General features: G+C 74.2%; 15 protein-coding genes. 8 read left to right on the plus strand and 7 right to left on the minus strand.

The features are described 5' to 3' along the window. Positions 1-1,009 (minus strand): serine/threonine-protein kinase (locus tag LG634_RS22365; protein WP_226735701.1); only part of this gene is annotated, 1,009 nt, incomplete at its 3' end. A 271-nt stretch (positions 1,010-1,280) separates the two neighbouring features. After that, on the minus strand, positions 1,281-2,060 hold the full coding sequence (kbpA, locus tag LG634_RS22370; protein ID WP_226735702.1) for an AfsK-binding protein KbpA: 780 nt from the start codon (positions 2,058-2,060) through the stop codon (positions 1,281-1,283). 419 nt (positions 2,061-2,479) lie between these two features. Here kbpA and LG634_RS22375 point away from each other — a divergent pair, with 419 nt between their 5' ends. Beyond that, positions 2,480-3,127 carry a TetR family transcriptional regulator gene (locus tag LG634_RS22375; RefSeq protein WP_226735703.1) on the plus strand — a complete coding sequence of 216 codons (648 nt, stop codon included), beginning with the start codon at positions 2,480-2,482 and terminating at the stop codon, positions 3,125-3,127. 120 nt (positions 3,128-3,247) lie between these two features. Here LG634_RS22375 and LG634_RS22380 read toward each other — a convergent pair whose 3' ends face one another. Then, positions 3,248-3,721 carry a nitroreductase family deazaflavin-dependent oxidoreductase gene (locus LG634_RS22380; protein ID WP_226735704.1) on the minus strand — a complete coding sequence of 158 codons (474 nt, stop codon included), beginning with the start codon at positions 3,719-3,721 and terminating at the stop codon, positions 3,248-3,250. Further along, on the minus strand, positions 3,721-4,983 hold the full coding sequence (locus tag LG634_RS22385) for an acyl-CoA dehydrogenase family protein (RefSeq protein ID WP_226735705.1): 1,263 nt from the start codon (positions 4,981-4,983) through the stop codon (positions 3,721-3,723). Before LG634_RS22385 ends, LG634_RS22380 begins: the two co-directional genes overlap by 1 nt. 155 nt (positions 4,984-5,138) lie before the next feature. Here LG634_RS22385 and LG634_RS22390 point away from each other — a divergent pair, with 155 nt between their 5' ends. Beyond that, positions 5,139-6,347, plus strand: a complete 1,209-nt coding sequence (locus tag LG634_RS22390; protein WP_226735706.1) for a thiolase C-terminal domain-containing protein — start codon at positions 5,139-5,141, stop codon at positions 6,345-6,347. A gap of 559 nt (positions 6,348-6,906) precedes the next feature. After that, complete coding sequence (locus tag LG634_RS22395; protein ID WP_226735707.1) at positions 6,907-7,605, plus strand: pyridoxine/pyridoxamine 5'-phosphate oxidase; 699 nt, start codon at positions 6,907-6,909, stop codon at positions 7,603-7,605. A gap of 25 nt (positions 7,606-7,630) precedes the next feature. On the opposite strand, the gene LG634_RS22400 is transcribed toward LG634_RS22395, so the two are convergent. Continuing rightward, positions 7,631-8,059: a Zn-ribbon domain-containing OB-fold protein gene (locus tag LG634_RS22400; protein ID WP_226735708.1), complete on the minus strand. Its 429-nt coding sequence runs from the start codon at positions 8,057-8,059 to the stop codon at positions 7,631-7,633. Next, a complete protein-coding gene (locus LG634_RS22405) occupies positions 8,056-8,508 on the minus strand; it encodes a DoxX family protein (protein ID WP_226735709.1) in 453 nt (150 codons plus the stop codon). The genes LG634_RS22400 and LG634_RS22405 overlap by 4 nt, the downstream gene beginning before the upstream one ends. A gap of 264 nt (positions 8,509-8,772) precedes the next feature. Here LG634_RS22405 and LG634_RS22410 point away from each other — a divergent pair, with 264 nt between their 5' ends. The 4 genes from LG634_RS22410 (at position 8,773) to LG634_RS22425 (ending at position 15,118) form a co-directional block, all read left to right on the plus strand. Then, a complete protein-coding gene (locus LG634_RS22410) occupies positions 8,773-9,945 on the plus strand; it encodes a flavin-containing monooxygenase (RefSeq protein WP_226735772.1) in 1,173 nt (390 codons plus the stop codon). Positions 9,946-10,357: 412 nt separating this feature from the next. Continuing rightward, positions 10,358-11,422 carry a cobalamin-independent methionine synthase II family protein gene (locus tag LG634_RS22415; protein ID WP_226735710.1) on the plus strand — a complete coding sequence of 355 codons (1,065 nt, stop codon included), beginning with the start codon at positions 10,358-10,360 and terminating at the stop codon, positions 11,420-11,422. A gap of 208 nt (positions 11,423-11,630) precedes the next feature. Further along, complete coding sequence (locus LG634_RS22420) at positions 11,631-13,868, plus strand: acetate--CoA ligase family protein (protein ID WP_226735711.1); 2,238 nt, start codon at positions 11,631-11,633, stop codon at positions 13,866-13,868. Between the two features lie 455 nt (positions 13,869-14,323). Next, the gene (locus LG634_RS22425) at positions 14,324-15,118 is read left to right on the plus strand and encodes an enoyl-CoA hydratase/isomerase family protein (protein ID WP_226735712.1); all 795 of its coding nucleotides are present in this window, start codon (positions 14,324-14,326) and stop codon (positions 15,116-15,118) included. Between the two features lie 8 nt (positions 15,119-15,126). On the opposite strand, the gene LG634_RS22430 is transcribed toward LG634_RS22425, so the two are convergent. Next, on the minus strand, positions 15,127-16,050 hold the full coding sequence (locus LG634_RS22430; protein WP_226735713.1) for a hypothetical protein: 924 nt from the start codon (positions 16,048-16,050) through the stop codon (positions 15,127-15,129). A 113-nt stretch (positions 16,051-16,163) separates the two neighbouring features. On the opposite strand from LG634_RS22430, the gene LG634_RS22435 reads away from it, so the two are divergent. Beyond that, positions 16,164-16,781 (plus strand): flavin reductase family protein, encoded by a 618-nt coding sequence (locus LG634_RS22435; protein ID WP_226735773.1) that lies wholly within the window; start codon positions 16,164-16,166, stop codon positions 16,779-16,781. Positions 16,782-16,910: the final 129 nt, after the last annotated feature.

The following is a 16,910-nucleotide window of genomic DNA, read 5'->3' on the forward strand; positions in this document are numbered from 1 at the left end:
CGGACTCGGAGCCGCGCGGCGGGGTCGGGCGGCTGCGGCGATGGGTGGGCTGGGCGCCGGGGCCGGCAGCCGGGGCCTGAGCGGGCCGGCCGCCGCCGGGGGCGGTCGTACGCTGGCCGCCCGCGCGGCGCTGCTCGATCATGGCGGTGGCCCGGGACGGCAGCCAGGCGGAGGCGGTGCCGCTGTCGTCGCCGGCGGCGAACAGGTGCGGGGCCAGCTGGGCCTGGAGGTCGGCCGGGGTGGGCCGCTTGGTCGCGTCCATCTGCATGCAGGAATCGATCAGCGGACGCAGCTCGGCGGGCAGGCCCTCCAGGTTCGGGCCCTCGCGCAGCAGCATGAACACCGTCTCGACCGGGTTCGCGCCGTGGTACGGCGGGTGTCCGGTGGCCGCGAACACGAGCGTGGAGCCGAGCGAGAACACGTCGCTGGCGCCCTTGACGCTGCGGGAGTCCTTCGCCTGCTCGGGCGACATGTACGCGGGGGTGCCGACGGCGACGTTGGTCATGGTCAGCCGGGTGTTGGACACGCCGCTCGCGATGCCGAAGTCGATGACGCGCGGGCCGTCCTCGACGACGAGGACGTTCGACGGCTTCAGGTCGCGGTGCACCAGGCCGGCGCCGTGGATGGACTGCAGGGCCTCCGCGATGCCCGCGGCCAGCCACCGGACGGCCTGGACGGGCATGGGCCCGCACTCGTTGACGATCTCCTCCAGCGAGGGCGCCGGTACGTACGCGGTCGCCAGCCAGGGCACGGCGGCCCGCGGGTCGGCGTCCACGACGGCGGCCGTGTAGAACCCGCTGACGGCGCGGGCGGCCTCCACCTCGCGCGTGAACCTGACCCGGAAGAGCTGGTCCTCGGCGAGCTCCGTGCGCACCGTTTTGATCGCCACCCGCCGGCCGGAAGCCGAGCGCGCGAGATAGACCAGGCCCATGCCGCCGGCGCCCAGCCGGCCGAGCACCTCGAACGGGCCGATCCGTCTCGGGTCGTGCTGCGTCAGCTGCTCCACCACTCGCCTGCCACCTCCCCGTACGGGCTGTTGAAGGGCCCGTTTCCCAGCCCCGTGCAGCGTCTCACCACTGGGCACCGCATGACGGTGCGCACCCTGATTCTGTCTGTCCGGGGCGTCCCGGTCGAACCCGGGGGCGGATCGGGGTGTCTCACCGCGTTCCGGACACCTCGGACAGACCTGGCAGGGCGGATGGGGCTGAATGAGGGATTCCGGCGGCTGGGGTGGTCCCGCCGGGGCTCCGGCGCGGATCCAGTGCAGCTCCGGCGCGGCTCTAGCGCGGCTCGGAGAGCAGGGCGAAGGCGGCGCCCTGGTTGTCGGCGACCACGGCGATCCGCCCGTGCGGAGTGTCGAAGGGATCGGCGGTGACGCGGCCGCCGAGCCGGCGCACGGTGGCGCACGAGGTGTCGCAGTCCGGCACGGCGAAGTACACGAGGAAGTGGGCGGGCAGCGCTTCCGGGAACGCGGAGGTGAGCACGCTGCGGCCGGCGATCGCGGTGTCCGGGCCGGGGGCGGTGCCGGGCGGGGACCAGGCCCGGTACTCGATGCCGGCGTCGTCGCGGTCGTCGGCGAGGTAGCCGAAGACGCGGGCGTAGAAGGTGTCGACCTCGTCGCGGGCGCGGGTGTAGACCTCGGTCCAGCAGTACGAGTACGGCTTGTTCAGCTGCTCGAAGCCGTGGTGGGTGCCGGGTTGCCAGAGGCCGAAGACGGCGCCGCCGGGGTCGGCGGCCATGGCGGAGGTACCGAAGGGGCCGACGGGCATCGGATCCATGATCACCTGGCCGCCGGCCTCGCGGATGCGGGTGGCGGTGGCGCGGGCGTCGCGGGTGGCGAGGTAGACGTTCCAGACGGTGGGCATGCGGCCGTCGGGCTTGGGGGCGAGGGCGGCGACGTTGCGGCCCTCGCTGTACGCCTGGGTGTAGTGGCCGTACTCCGGCCCTGCGGGTCCGCCGAAGGTCCACTCGAACAGTTCCCCGTAGAACCGCTTCCCGGCGTCGAGATCGGGCAGCGCGGCATCCACCCAACAGGGCGTGCCCTCCGCGAATCCGGCCATGCCGCTCCTTCCCATCGCGTGGCTCGTCCCTGCCACGCTAATTCCGCCCGCCCTGCCCCGCTCGCCGGGGGCTCCGCCCCGAACCCCCGCGCCTCAAGCGCCGGCGGGGCTGTTTCGGGGCTCCGCCCCGGACCCCGCGCCTCAAACGCCGGCGAGGCTTGACTTTGCCCCGCAGCATCCAGCCCACCGACACGGTCCGGTCAGGGGCAACTCCCAGCCCGTCCAGGGGGCACCTCCCAGCCCCCTGGGGCTGGGGGAGATTGAGGACCGGGGTACGGGGCGGAGCCCCGGTCTTTGAGCCCCGCCGGCGATTGCGGCGCGGGGTACGGGCGGGGCCCCGGAGGGCCGGCCGGGGCGGGGGTCACCCCATTTGCAGGCGGCCGAATCGCGCCCACAGAGCCCCTCGGTAAGCTGACGGCATGACAGGACAAGTACGCACCGTCGACGGCCGCGTGGCCGGACGACGCGGCCAGGCGACGCGGCAAAAGCTGCTCGACTGCCTCAGCGAGATGCTCAGCTCCTCGCCATACCGCGACGTCAAGGTCATCGACGTCGCCCGTAAGGCCGGCACCTCCCCCGCCACCTTCTACCAGTACTTCCCCGACGTGGAGGGCGCCGTACTGGAGATCGCCGAGGAAATGGCAAGCGAGGGCGCCCGGTTGACGGCTCTCGTCGAGGGCCGCTCCTGGATCGGCAAGTCCGGCTGGCAGACCGCCGAGGAACTCGTCGAAGGCTTCCTGGACTTCTGGCGGGCCAACGACGCCATCCTGCGCGTGGTCGACCTCGGCGCCGCCGAAGGCGACAAGCGGTTCTACAAGATCCGCATGAAGATCCTGAACTCCGTCACCAACTCCCTTACGGAGTCGGTCAAGGAGCTCCAGTCCAAGGGCAAGGTCGACAAGGACGTCAGCGCCGCCGCCATGGCCGGCTCCCTCGTCGCGATGCTCGCCGCCGTCTCCTCGCACCAGAAGGGCTTCCAGACCTGGGGCGTGAAGCAGGCCGAGCTGAAGCCCAACCTGGCGCTGCTCGTCCACCTCGGCATCACGGGCAAGAAGCCGACGAAGTAGCCGGGCGTCCACGGGGGGCGAGTCCTCGGACGGCCACCCGGCACATCCTGTCTGCGCGGCGGCGGACCACCTGGGGGTCCGCCGCCGCCGTGCATCCACCCCCGCCCGGGGGCCGTGGGTTCAGCGCCGTTCCAGCCGGAACAGCCGGATCTCCCGGTCGATCCGCGCCTGGTACGTCGCGTACGGCGGCCAGAAGCGCAGCACCGCGCGCCAGGCCTCGGCGCGCTCCTCGCCCGCGAGCAGGCGGGCCCGTACCGGGATGTCCCGGCCCTGCCAGCTCACCTCGGCGTCGGGGTTCTTGAGCAGGTTCGCGGTCCACGCGGGATGGCCGGGGCGGCCGAAGTTGGAGCCGATCAGCAGCCAGGTCCCGGTCCCCTCCTCCGGCATGCACGCCAGCGGCGTGGTGCGCGGCTCACCGGTCTTCGCCCCGCGGGCGGTCAGCACCACCCCGGGCAGCATCCGGGCGCTGAGCAGCACCTTCCCGCGGGTGAGCCGGTGCACCGTGCGGTCCACGGCGGGGATGAAATGCGGCGCGATCTTGGCGAACAGCATGGTCGAGGAGACCTTCTGCATCAGCCGGACACCGGGAGCCATCAGGCCACCCTCTCTTCGGTCGGATCGGAAACATCGGCGGAGGCGGGGGCGGCGGCACCCGTGAACAGCCCCGCGTGCCCGGCGGCCTGCGCCCGCAGTCGGTGGACCGGCCCGAACAGCAGCTCGTCGGCCGCCGCCCGCTTGAAGTACAGGTGGGCCTCGTGCTCCCACGTGAAGCCGATCCCGCCGTGCAGCTGCACCGCCTCGGCCGCGGCCGGCCGCAGCGCCTCCAGCGCCTGGGCGAGGGCGAGCGGCCCCTGGGCCGGGTCCCAGGCGGCGTAGTACGCGGCCGAGCGGGCCGCCTGGACCTGTACGTACAGGTCGGCGAGGCGGTGTTTGACCGCCTGGAAGGAGCCGATGGGGCGGCCGAACTGCTCGCGCGTCTTCACGTACTCCACCGTCCGGGCGAGCGCCTGCCCGGCCGCCCCCACCGCCTCGGCGGCGAGCGCGGCGGCGGCCGTGCAGCCGGTGGCGGCGAGGGCCCCGTACACGTCGGGCCCCTCGCGCCCGTCCCCGCCGCCTTCCCCGCCGCCTTCCGCCTCCTCGCCGAGCAGCTCCGCCGGGGTGTCCCGCAGCTGGACGCGGGCCTGCGGCCGGGTCTCGTCGAGGACGGTCTGCCGGACCCGCACCAGTCCGGCCGCATCCCCTCTGACCAGGAACAGCAGGGTCCGGCTGCGGGCGTACCCGCCGGCGTGCGCGGCCACCACGAGCAGCCCGGCACTGTGCCCGTCGAGGACCTGGGCGGCCTCGCCGTACAGCCGCCAGCCGGGTGCCCCGTCCGCCGCCCGCCGGGCCTGGATGCCGCCGGCCCGGCCGTCGCCCGCCCAGCGGCCGGGGCGGTTGTCGCCGGTCAGGGCGAGGGCGGTGGCCAGCGCGGTGCCGGGTACGGCGAGGGTGGCGGTCAGCCGGCCCGCGGCCAGCTCCGGCAGCAGGGCCGCGCGCTGGGCCTCCGTGCCGAGGGCGGCGATCAGCGGCGCGGCGAGCACCGCGGTGCCGAGCAGCGGCGCGGGCAGCAATGCCCGCCCGGCCTCCTCGCAGGCCAGCGCCAGCTCGGCGAAGGAGCAGCCGACCCCGCCGTACGCCTCCGGAACCGCGAGCCCGGGCAGTCCGAGCCGCTCGGCGAGCAGCCGCCAGAGCACGGGGTCGTACCCGGCGTCCGTGCGCACGGCGGCCTTGACCTCGTCGGGGCCGCAGCGTTTGGCGAGCAGGTCGCGCAGGGTCCGGCGGATCTCGTCCTGTTCCGCGGTGAAGGCGGCATCCATCGGCGGGGCTCCTCCCGTTTCTGACGGGCCGTCATGTTAGGGCGGGACACGACAGATGCACAGAGTCCGGCGAGGGCGGATGCGACCCCACCCGGCGGCCGCCCCCGCGCCCGAAGTCATGTACGTCACGCCACATCTGATATACCGTCAGATTCATGGCACCCGACTCCTGGGACTCCTCTGACAGCTCCGCCCCCGGCGGCCGGCGCCGCCGTGTCGCGGTCGTCGGCATCGCCCTCTCCGACTGCGGCCGGGTCGACGAGGCCACCCCGTACGCCCTGCACGCCCAGGCCGCCCGCCGCGCGCTGGCCGACTCCGGCCTGGACCGCTCGGTGATCGACGGCTTCGGCTCGGCGGGCCTGGGCACGCTCGCCCCGGTCGAGGTCGCCGAATACCTCGGGCTGCGCCCCACCTGGGTGGACTCGACCGCGGTCGGCGGCGCCACCTGGGAGGTCATGGCGGCCCACGCGGTCGACGCGATCGCCGCGGGGCACGCCAACGCCGTCCTGCTCGTCTACGGCTCCACCGCCCGCGCCGACATCAAGGCGCGGCGGCGCACGTCGAACCTCTCCTTCGGTGCGCGCGGCCCGCTCCAGTTCGAGGTGCCGTACGGGCACACGCTGGTCGCCAAGTACGCGATGGCCGCGCGGCGGCACATGCACGCGTACGGGACCACCCTGGAGCAGCTCGCGCAGGTCGCGGTGCAGGCACGGGCGAACGCCGTTGCCAACCCCGACGCGATGTTCCGCACCCCGATCACGGTGGACGACGTGCTCGGCGGGGAGATGATCGCCGACCCGTTCACCAAGCTGCACTGCTGCATCCGGTCGGACGGGGGCTGCGCGGTGCTGCTGGCGGCGGAGGACCACGTCCCGGACACGGCGAAGGCGCCGGTGTGGGTGCTGGGGTCGGGGACGGCCGTGTCGCACACGACGATGTCCGAGTGGGAGGACTTCACGGTCTCGCCCGCGGCGGTGTCGGGGCGCCTCGCCTTCGCCCGGGCGGGGCTGACGCCGGGGGACGTGGACGTCGCGGAGATCTACGACGCGTTCACGTACATGACGCTGGTGACGCTGGAGGATCTGGGCTTCTGTGCGAAGGGGGAGGGCGGGGCGTTCGTCGAGAAGGGGCGTCTGCTCCGTGACGGCGATCTCCCCGTCAACACGGACGGTGGCGGCCTGTCCGCCTGCCATCCCGGGATGCGGGGGCTGTTCCTCCTGGTGGAGGCCGTCCGCCAGCTTCGTGGTGAGGCGGGTCCCACGCAGGTCCGCAAGCGTGGTGGCCGCCTTCCCGAGGTGGCCCTCGCGTCCGGCACCGGCGGATGGTTCTGCACCTCCGCCACCCTCCTCCTGGGCCGCACCTGACCCTCCCCGCCGGCGGGACCTGCCCGGGGCCCCGCCCCACACCCCGCGCCTCAAACGCCGGCGACGCTCAATGACCGGGGCTCCGCCCTGGACCCCGCGCCTCAAACGCCGGCGGGGCTGGGTTTCGGGGCTCCGCCCCGCACCCCGGTCCTCAATCGCCGGACGGGCTTGATTTTGCCCCCCTGCCCGGACTTCGGCTGTCCCCACTCCGCCCCGCAGCATCCAGCCTCGCCGGCGATTGAGGCGCGGGGGTCCGGGGGCGGAGCCACCGAAGGCTTGAGCCCGACGAGGCCGACCCGGCCGGGGGAAATCCAGCCTCGCCGGCGATTGAGGCGCGGGGGTCCGGGGGCGGAGCCCCCGAAGGCTTGAGCCCGACGAGGCCGACCCGGCCGGGGGAAATCCAGCCTCGCCGGCGATTGAGGCGCGGGGGTCCGGGGGCGGAGCCACCGAAGGCTTCGGCCCGACGGGGCCGGCGCACCGGACGGGGCAAATCCAGCCTCGCCGGCGCTTGAGGCGCGGGGGTCCGGGGCGGGGCCCCGGGGGCGCATACGCTGGGTGGATGGCGGACAGCACGGACACCCAGGTCACGACGGACACCCACACCGCGTTCACCAACGCCCTGCACACCCAGCGCGTATGGACCGGCGAACTCCCCACCTTCGACCCCGGGACGGCCCCGGCAGACCCCACCCCCCTGTTCCACGACTGGTTCCTCGCAGCCGTCACCGCCGCCCAGCCCGAGCCCCACACCATGACCCTCGCCACCACCGGCACCGACGGCCTCCCCGACGCCCGCGTGGTGATGCTGCACGACGCCGACAGCACCGGCTGGCACTTCGCCTCGCACGCCACCAGCACCAAGGGCCGCCAGCTCGCCGCGCACCCCGCCGCCGCCCTCTGCTTCTACTGGCCGGCCCTGGCCCGCCAGGTCCGCGTACGGGGCACCGTCGCCCCCGCCTCCGCCGAGGAGAGCCGCGCCGACCTGGCCGCCCGTACCCGCGGAGCCCTCGCGGCCGCCCTCACCGGCCACCAGAGCGAGCCCCTGGACAGCGCCGAGGACCTCGCGCGGGCCGCCGACGCCGCCTGGGAACGCGCCGGCGCCGAGCCGGACGCCGTCTCCCCGACCTGGACCCGGTACGTGCTCACCCCGCACGAGGTCGAGTTCTTCCAGGGCGACCCGGCCCGCCGCCACGTCCGCCTCCGCTACACCCGCACCGCGCCCGGCACCGCCTGGACCCGCGGCCTCCTCTGGCCGTGACCCGGCACCGGCGGACCGTGCCCCCTCACTCCGCTCCCGGCCGGAACACCGGCACCGCCATCCCGTCCCCCGCCTCCCGGAACGCCACCCGCAGCCCCATCCCGACCCGCAGCGCCCCGGCCTCGCAGTCGACCACCTCCGTCATCATCCGCGGCCCCTCCGCCAGGTCCACGACGGCGGCCACGTACGGCACCCGCTCCCCGAACGGCGGCAGGTCGTTCCGGTGGACGACCGACCAGGTGTAGAGCGTCGCCGTCCCCTCGGCCTGCTCCCACACCACCTCGTCGTGCCAGCAGTACGGGCAGAACTCCCGCGGGTAGTGGTGCGCCCGCCCGCACCCCGCGCAGCGCCGCAACAGCAGCCGGCCCGCGGCCGCCGCCTCCCAGTAGGGCCGGGTGAAGGCGTCCGGCTCGGGCAGGTCGTGGCGCGCCGGGTGCGCGGATCCGCCGGTCACAGGAAGAGCCCGAACGCGCGGTCCAGCGACCACGTCTGCCAGCTCATCGCGAAGAGGGCGACGAGCGAGATCAGGGCCATCATCGCGTTCTGCCCCTGCTCGGCCCAGTCGTGGATCATGAGGACGAGGTAGAGCAGGTTCAGGAGCAGGCCGCCGACCAGGGCGACCGGGGTCAGGAAGCCGGTGACCAGGCCGAGCCCGAGGGCGAGTTCGGCGTACACGACCACGTACGCCATCAGCTTCGGCCGTGGCTGGACCACCGTCGCGAACCCGGTCCGCACGAACGGCCAGCGGTGCTTGCCGGCCACGTCCGCCGCCCAGGCGATGCCGGTGCCGCGTTCGAACCAGCCCTTCCTGTCCTTGTGCCGCCAGCTCTCCAGCCACCACAGGCCGAGGCCGATCCGCAGCACCGCGAGCCATTCGGCTCCGCCGAGCCAGACGGTCTGCATCGGGCAGCCACCTCCCCATCACCGCCGTCGATTCCCTCTTTATCTGACGATCCGTCAGTTCAGCGGATCCGCCGCGGCAGCGCAAGAGGCCGGGCGGAACGGCCGCGCGGAGCCCTCCGGGGCTCCCGCCGCCCCGTGATCGATTCGCAACCGGATCCCCTCTTGACCGAGACCCATCAACGCTGCGTGCCGATACGCTCACCGTCCATGGCCGACAGCACGGGACGTACGGAGGCGCCGGAGATCGCGGCGATCACGGAGCCCATGGGAACCCCCCACATCCGCGAAGCGGACGCCTCCGCCGCACCTCCCGTGTACGTGATCGGCGCGGGCCCCGGCGGGCTCGCCGTCGCGGCAGCGCTGCGGGCGCGGGGCGTACGGGCCGTCGTCGTGGACAAGGCCGACGCCGTGGGCGCGTCCTGGCGGGGGCACTACGACCGGCTGCACCTGCACACCACCCGCCGCCTGTCCGGGCTGCCCGGCCTGCGGATCCCGCGCCGGTTCGGCCGCTGGGTCTCGCGCGACAACGTGGTGCGCTACCTGGAGAAGTACGCCGAGTACCACGAGCTGGAGCTGGTCACCGGGGTCGAGGTGCACCGGGTGGTACGGGCCGAGGGCACGGCGGCGGCCGACGGTGCGCGCTGGATCCTGGAGGGCGACGGCGGCCGGCTGCTCGCGGCCCGGGCGGTCGTGGTCGCGACCGGCTTCAACCACACCCCGCACCTGCCGGACTGGCCCGGCCGGGACACGTACGAGGGCGAGCTGCTGCACGCGAGCCGGTACCGGAACGCCGGGCCGTACGCGGGCAAGGACGTGCTCGTCGTCGGCGTCGGCAACACCGGGGCGGAGATCGCGGTGGACCTCGCGGAGGGCGGGGCGGAGCGGGTGCGACTGGCCGTACGGACCGCGCCGCACATCGTGCGCCGGACGACCGCCGGGTGGGCGTCCCAGCGCACGGCGATCCTGGTGAGGAGGCTGCCGGTACGGGTCGTGGACCGGCTGGCGCGGGGCGTGGCGCGGATGTCCGTGCCGGACCTTTCGGCGTACGGGCTGCCCCGGCCGGCCGTCGGGCTGTACAGCCGGGTGAGGGAGGGCGCGATACCGGTGCAGGACCCGGGGCTGATCGCCGCCGTCCGGGGCGGCCGGGTCTCGCCGGTGGCCGCCGTGTCGTCCTTCGACGGTGCCTCGGTCGTGCTCGCGGACGGCACCCGGCTCTCGCCCGACGCGGTGATCGCCGCGACCGGCTACCGCCGGGGGCTGGAACCCCTCGTGGGCCACCTGGACGTGCTCGACGGCCGCGGCCGTCCCCGGGCCGGCCGGCCCGCCACCCACACCCCCGGCCTCTACTTCACCGGCTACACCAACCCCATCAGCGGCAACCTCCGCGAACTGTCCCGCGACGCGGAGCGCATAGCCGAGGCGATATCCCGCCACTAGCAGGGACCCCGCCCCGCGCCTCAAGCGCCGGCGGGGCTGCAAGCCCCGGGGGCTCCGCCCCCGCACCCCCGGTCCTCAAACGCCGGACGGGCTGGATTTTCCCCCGCCCGGCCCTCGGCTTCCCTTGAGCCCCGAAATCCAGCCCCGCCGGCATTTGAGGCGCGGGGTCCGGGGCGGAGCCCCGTGGGGATAGCAGGTTCGGGCGGGGGGCGTGGGGGGAACGCCGGAAAACGGCGGGGAATTCGGCCGGGTTTCGACCCGGGGCCGGGTCCCCGGCGGCGGCAGCAGACCAGCGGGGACCTACCTGACCTGCGGATATCCCACCGGCCCAAGCCACGCCGCCCCGTACAGGACGGGCCACCGCCGAATACACCTCCTTGCCCGCCCGAACCCCCCTCCCTAGGGTCCACGCATGCGCATTCCCACCGAGCCGATCGGCAGCATCCCCCGCCCCGCCGCCCTTCAGCAGGCCCTCGCCCGCCACTCCCAAGGCACGGCCACCGAAGCCGAGTTGGCGCAACTCCAAGCGCAGGCCACCGCCGAAACCCTGGCCACGCTCGAAAAACTCGGCTCCCCCGTCCTCGTGGACGGCGAGCAGTCGAAGCCCAGCTTCGCCACGTACCCGCTCGCCGGACTCACCGACCTCAGCCCCGACGGCGCGGTCATCCCGTTCGCGGACGGGCACACCCGCCGGCTCCCGGCCCTCACCGCGGGCCCGTTCCGGTACGCCACCCGCGCCGAGGCCTACCTGACCGCCGCCCGCCGGCACACCACCCTCCCGGTCAAGCAGGCCGTCATCGCCCCGTCCGCCCTCAGCCTGCTCTACCCGGCCGCCGGCATCGACGGCTACCCCCGCGAGGCCTTCCTCGAAGACCTCAAGAACGAGGCCGAGGCCGACATCCGCGCCTGCCTGGACGCCGGCGCGCACTCCGTGCAGCTCGACTTCACCGAGGGCCGGCTCTCCCTGAAGCTCGACCCGAGCGGCAGCCTCCTCGGGGACTTCATCGCGCTGAACAACGCGGTCCTGGAGCGGTTCACACCCGCCGAGCGCGCCCGGATCGGCGTGCACACCTGCCCCGGCGGCGACCACGACTCCACCCACAGCGCCGACGTGGACTACGCGGCGCTGCTGCCGGAGCTATTCCGTCTCAAGGCCGGCAACTTCTACGTACAGCTGGCCAGCGAGCCCGACCCCGAGCGCGTCCTGGCCGTCATCGCCGACCACCTGCCGGCCGACGCCCGGGTCTTCGTCGGCGTGACCGACCCGATCGACCCGGTGGTGGAGACCCCCGAGCAGGTCCGCGACCGGGTGCTCGCCGCCGCCCGGCACATCCCGGTCGACCGGCTCGGCACCTGCGACGACTGCGGGTTCTCGCCGTTCGCGGACGACACGTCCACCTCGCGCGAGACGGCGTTCGCCAAGATCGAGGCCCGGGTCCGCGGCACCGCCCTCGCCGCGGAGGTCCTCGGCGCCTGACCGGAGCGCCCGACCGAGGCCCCCGACCGAGGCCCCCGAGGGAGGCCCCCGAGGGAGGTCCTCGAGGGAGGTCCTCGAGGGAACGGTGCCCGCCGCACCGTTCCCTCACAAAGGTCGTCCCGCCCGCCCTGTTCCTGACACGACGTCAGTTCAGTAATCTGACTATGCGTCAGTTAATTGGTGTCATCGAGCAGGAGCGGGCGGAACGATGCTTGGATCTACGCACGGCACCCTCACCACCGACTTCCGCGCACGCGTCGAGGCCTGCGGCGAACAGCCGCGCCGGGCCGTCCACTCCACGGCCGATCCGTCGGCCGCCGCCGGGGAGGCCGACCTCGACGTCAGCGGCCGGCCGCTGCGCGCCGACGTACCCGACCTGGACCGCTTCTTCCGTCCCGGCTCGGTGGCCGTCGTCGGCGCCTCCGACGCGGACGGCAGACCCAACACCGGCATCACGCGGCGGCTCATCGAGTGGTCCGAACGCGTCGGCGCCCGCCTGCACCCCGTGCACCCGACCCGCGAGACCGTCTTCGGCCGGCCCTGCTTCCGGTCGGTGAAGGAACTGCCGGAGGAGGTGGACCTCGCCGTCCTCCTCGTCGCCGACCCGGTCCCGGTGATCGAGGAACTCGCCGACACCAAGACCCGGTTCGCGGTGGCCTTCGCCGCCGGGTTCGCGGAGACCGGCGACGAGGGCGCCGCCGCCCAGGCCCGGCTGGCGGCCGCAGTGGCACGCTCCGGACTGCGGCTGCTCGGCCCGAACACCAACCTCAACGCCTTCGAGGAGTTCCGCGAGGACCTCGAAGGCCCCGCGATCGCCCTGATCACCCAGTCCGGGCACCAGGGCCGGCCCGTCTACGCCCTCCAGGAACTCGGCATCCGGCTGTCCCACTGGGCGCCCACCGGCAACGAGGCCGACCTCGAAACCGCCGACTTCCTCTCGTACTTCGCCGGCCGCCCCGAGGTCGGTGCCATCGCCTGCTACGTCGAGGGGCTCAAGGACGGCCGGTCCTTCCTGCTCGCCGCCGACCAGGCCGCGCGCAACAGCGTGCCCGTCGTCGCCGTCAAGGTCGGGCGCACCGAGACCGGGGCCCGTACGGCCGCCTCCCACACCGGCAAGCTGACCGGCGCGGACACGGTGGTGGACGCGGCGATGCGGCAGTTCGGGGTGATCCGGGTGGACGGCCTCGACGAGCTCCAGGACACCGCCGCGCTGCTCGCCCGGGCCCGGCCGCCGCGGGCGGAGGGGGTCGTCGTGTACTCGATCTCCGGCGGCACCGGCGCGCACTTCTCGGACCTGGCCACCGAGGCGGGCCTGTCGCTGCCCACGCTGTCCGAGGCCAAGCAGCAGGAACTCCACCAGTGGATACCGGAGTACCTGAACGTCGCCAACCCGGTCGACAACGGCGGCCACCCGGTCGGCGACTGGCGCGGCCGGAAGATCATCGACGCGATCCTGGCCGATCCGTCGGTGGGCGTACTGATCTGCCCCATCACCGGGCCGTTCCCGCCGATGAGCGACCGGCTGGCGCAGGACCTGGTGGACGCGGCGGAGGCCACGGACAAGCTGGTGTGCGTGGTGTGGGGGTCGCCGGTCGGCACTGAGGAGGCGTACCGGACCACCCTGCTCGGGTCCTCCCGGGTCGCGACGTTCCGCACGTTCGCGAACTGCATCACGGCGGTGCGGGCGTACGTCGACCACCACCGCTTCACCGCGCAGTACCGCTCCCCCTTCGACGACGCGCCGCGCACGCCGTCGCCCTCGTACCGCAAGGCGCAGGCGCTGATGCGGCCCGGGCAGCAGCTCAGCGAGCACGCGGCGAAGCAGCTGCTGCGGGCGTACGGGATCCGGGTGCCGCGGGAGCAGCTGGTGACGAGCGCGGCGGCGGCGGTACGGGCGGCCGGGCTGGTGGGCTACCCGGTGGTGATGAAGGCGTCCGGGCCGCAGCTGGGGCACAAGACGGAGCTGGGGCTGGTCAAGGTGGGGCTGACCTCCGCCAGCCAGATCCGCGACGCGTACCGCGAGCTCACGGACATCGCGCGGTACGAGGCGGTGCCACTGGACGGGATCCTCGTGTGCCAGATGGTGGAGCGGGGGGTGGAGATGGTGGTCGGGGTCACTCAGGACGCGCTGTTCGGGCCGACGGTGACGGTGGGGCTGGGCGGGGTGCTGGTCGAGGTTCTGAACGACACGGCGGTCCGGGTCCCGCCCTTCGGCGAGTCGGCGGCCCGCAGCATGCTGCGGGAGCTGCGCGGCCATGCGCTCCTGGAGGGCGTACGGGGGGCGCCGCCGGCCGATGTCGACGCGCTCGTCGAGGTCGTCCTGCGGATCCAGCGCATGGCCCTGGAACTGGACGGCACGCTCTCCGAACTCGACATCAACCCCCTGATGGTCCTCCCCCGAGGCCAGGGCGCGGTGGCCCTGGACGCCCTGGCCATCTGCCGCTGACCCCCTCCCGGCCCCCGCGCCCCGGCACCACCACCCCGCCCCACGGGTCAATCCCAGCCCCCCGGCGGCAACCTCCCAGCCCCCGGGGCAACCCCCGCCCCCACCGGGCCACCCCCAGCCCCTCCGGGCCACCCCCAGCCCCAGCCGGGCCCCCCAGCCCCTCCGGCGCTTGAGGAGCGGGTCCGGGCAGAGCCCGGAAACCGGCACCGCCACCCCCAGCCCCTCCGGCGCTTGAGGAGCGGGTCCGGGCAGCGCCCGGTGCCCGGCGCCGGCCGGGTTGCCTTGGGGCTCCGCCCCAAACCCCGCTCCTCAAGCGCCGGAGGGGCTGGAACTCGCCCCCGCCCGGGGGCAACTGCCCCAAGGGGCAAGCTCCGGCCCCGACGGGCAAATCCAGCCCCGCCGGCGTTTGAGGCGCGGGGTCCGGGGCGGAGCCCCGCAGACGACAGGAAGTGACCATGCCCAGCAACGACACCCTTCTGCACGAGATCGACGGCAACATCTCCTGGATCACCCTCAACCGCCCGGACGCCATGAACGCCCTCACCTGGCCCCAGCGCGACGACATCATCACGCTCCTCGCAGAGGCGACCGCCAGCCCCGACACCCGCGCAGTCGTCATCACCGCCACCGGCAAGGCCTTCTGCGCCGGCGCAGACCTCCGCAACCCCCCGCAGACAACGGACCGCATACCCGGCGACATCACCCGCCTCATCAAATCCGGCGCCCAGCGCCTCATCACCGCGGTGATGGACTGCGAAAAACCCGTCCTCGCCGCAGTCAACGGCACGGCCGCCGGCATCGGCGCCCACCTCGCCCTCGCCTGCGACCTCGTCCTCGCCGCGGAATCCGCCCGTTTCATCGAGGTGTTCGTCCGCCGCGGCCTCGTCCCCGACGGCGCCGGCGCGTACCTCCTGCCCCGCCTGATCGGCCCCCAGAAGGCCAAGGAACTGATGTTCTTCGGCGACGCGGTACCGGCCGCAACCGCCCAGACCCTCGGCCTGGTCAACAAGGTCGTACCCGACGCCGACCTGCCCGCCGAGGCCCGCGCCTGGGCCGAACGCCTCGCCCAGGGCCCGACCCGCGCCCTCGCCCTGACGAAGGCCCTGGTCAACGCCTCTCTGGACACCGACCGCAGCACCGCCCTGGCCGCCGAGGCCACCGCCCAGGAACTCAACATGTCCACCGCCGACGCCCAGGAGGGCATCACCGCCTTCACAGAACGCCGCCCCCCGAAATTCCACGGCCGCTGAGCCCCGCCTCACCCCCGCCGCAGGACGAACAGCCCGCCCCCGTCCGGGTCTCCCGCCACGTAGTACACCTCCGGCTCCGCCCGCGTCCCGGCGACGGACAGCGCCTCGACGTCGGGACACCCGGCGATGTCGAGGTCGACCCCCTCCCGCCGGGGGAACTCCGCGCCGTTGCCGGACGCGGCGGACCGGTAGGTCCACGTACCGGCCCCTGAGCAGGACCGTTCCTCCAGCTCTACGCCCTGGTACCGGAGCCGGGTCGCGACCGCCCGCCCGTCCGGCCGGAGCTCGACGGCCGCGCCGCCGTACCCGCTCCACCGCCCGGCGTACGCGTCCCTGCCCAGCAGCGGCGGCTCGTACGGAGCGAGGAAGCCGAAGGTGCCCGGGCCGAGCACGCCCACCGTGAACAGCACCGCCGACGCCCCGGCCGCCCCCACCCCCACCCGCGCCCACCGCGTCCGCTCCGGCGTCCCACGCCGCCGGAACCACTCGCCGACGAGCAGCGGCAGCGTCCCGCTGCCCGCGACCGCCGCCCAGCCGTACGCGTACGGCACGCCGCCGAGGCAGGCGAGCAACGCGGCCGGTACGGCGGACAGCAGGAGCAGCGCGGCCGGCTCCCCGTACGCCCGGCGCAGCCCGGTCCGGTGGCGGGCGGCGCGGGCCAGAAGGGCGGCGGGTTTGGTGAGCAGCAGGGCGTGTACGACGCCCAGCACGGCAGGGGCCACCGGCAGGCAACAGCAGAACCCGATCCAGCCGAGCGCGAAGCCTGACACGTCATAGTCGTCGCGTGTGTCCGAGGTGATGATCCACGCGATGCCGGCCAGCAGGAACTGTGCGGCGGCCACCGCCTCGGCGCCGGGTGCGGCTGCCGGCCACCAGCCCTGCGCCCGGGCGGGTCTGCTGTCCTCGTCCGGCGTGGCCTCGGCAGTTCTCACTGAAATCCCCCGCAGTATTTGAACACGTTCAATAGACGGAACCGTACACCCACCCTCCCCGGCCCGCCGACCCCTTCCCATCTGACGATCCGTCAGCTTCAATCGGTGGTGTGATGGGACACGCAGGGATGGCGGCCACCGTCGTCCGATACCTCAGGTCCGTCGGCTCGCCCACCTCCGCGGGGCCGGTCGAAGCGCTGCCGCGGCCGGAGCTGCGGGCCGTGGGCGAGGACGAGCGGGTGCCGGTCGGGCCGGCCGAGTTCCGGTCCGTGCTGGGGAACTTCGCGAGCGGGGTCACGGTCATCACCGCCCCCGGCGCCACCCCGGAGGAGGGCCCGGCCGGCTTCGCCTGCCAGTCCTTCGCCTCGCTGTCGCTCGCGCCGCCGCTGGTGACGTTCATGGTCGCCCGGACGTCGACCACCTGGCCGCGGATCGCCCGGGCCGGGGTCTTCTGTGTGAACATCCTCGGGGCGGAGCAGGGTGAGCTGTGCCGGGCGTTCGCGGTGAGCGGGGCCGACAAGTTCGCCGGGGTGTCGCACACCCCGTCCCCCGTCACCGGCTCCCCGCAGCTGACGGCCGTCCCCGCCTGGATCGACTGCCGGATCCATGCGGTCCACACCGGCGGGGACCACCTGATCGTCGTCGGCCGCGTCGAAGCGCTCGGCGCGCCGACCGAAGCCGCCCCGCTCCTCTACCACCGGGGCCACTTCGGCCGTTTCTCCCCCTCCTGACCGCCCGCCGCACGGGGCACAGGGCACGGCCGTAGCCGGCCCGCCGCCGAACGGGGTGGGGGAAACCCCGGCCCGGCGGGCAGCTGAGCCAGGAGGTCCCCGCCCCGATATCCGGACGACAACGCCCCC

Source organism: Streptomyces bambusae (genome assembly GCF_020532645.1).
Classification (GTDB): Bacteria; Actinomycetota; Actinomycetes; order Streptomycetales; family Streptomycetaceae; genus Streptomyces; species Streptomyces bambusae.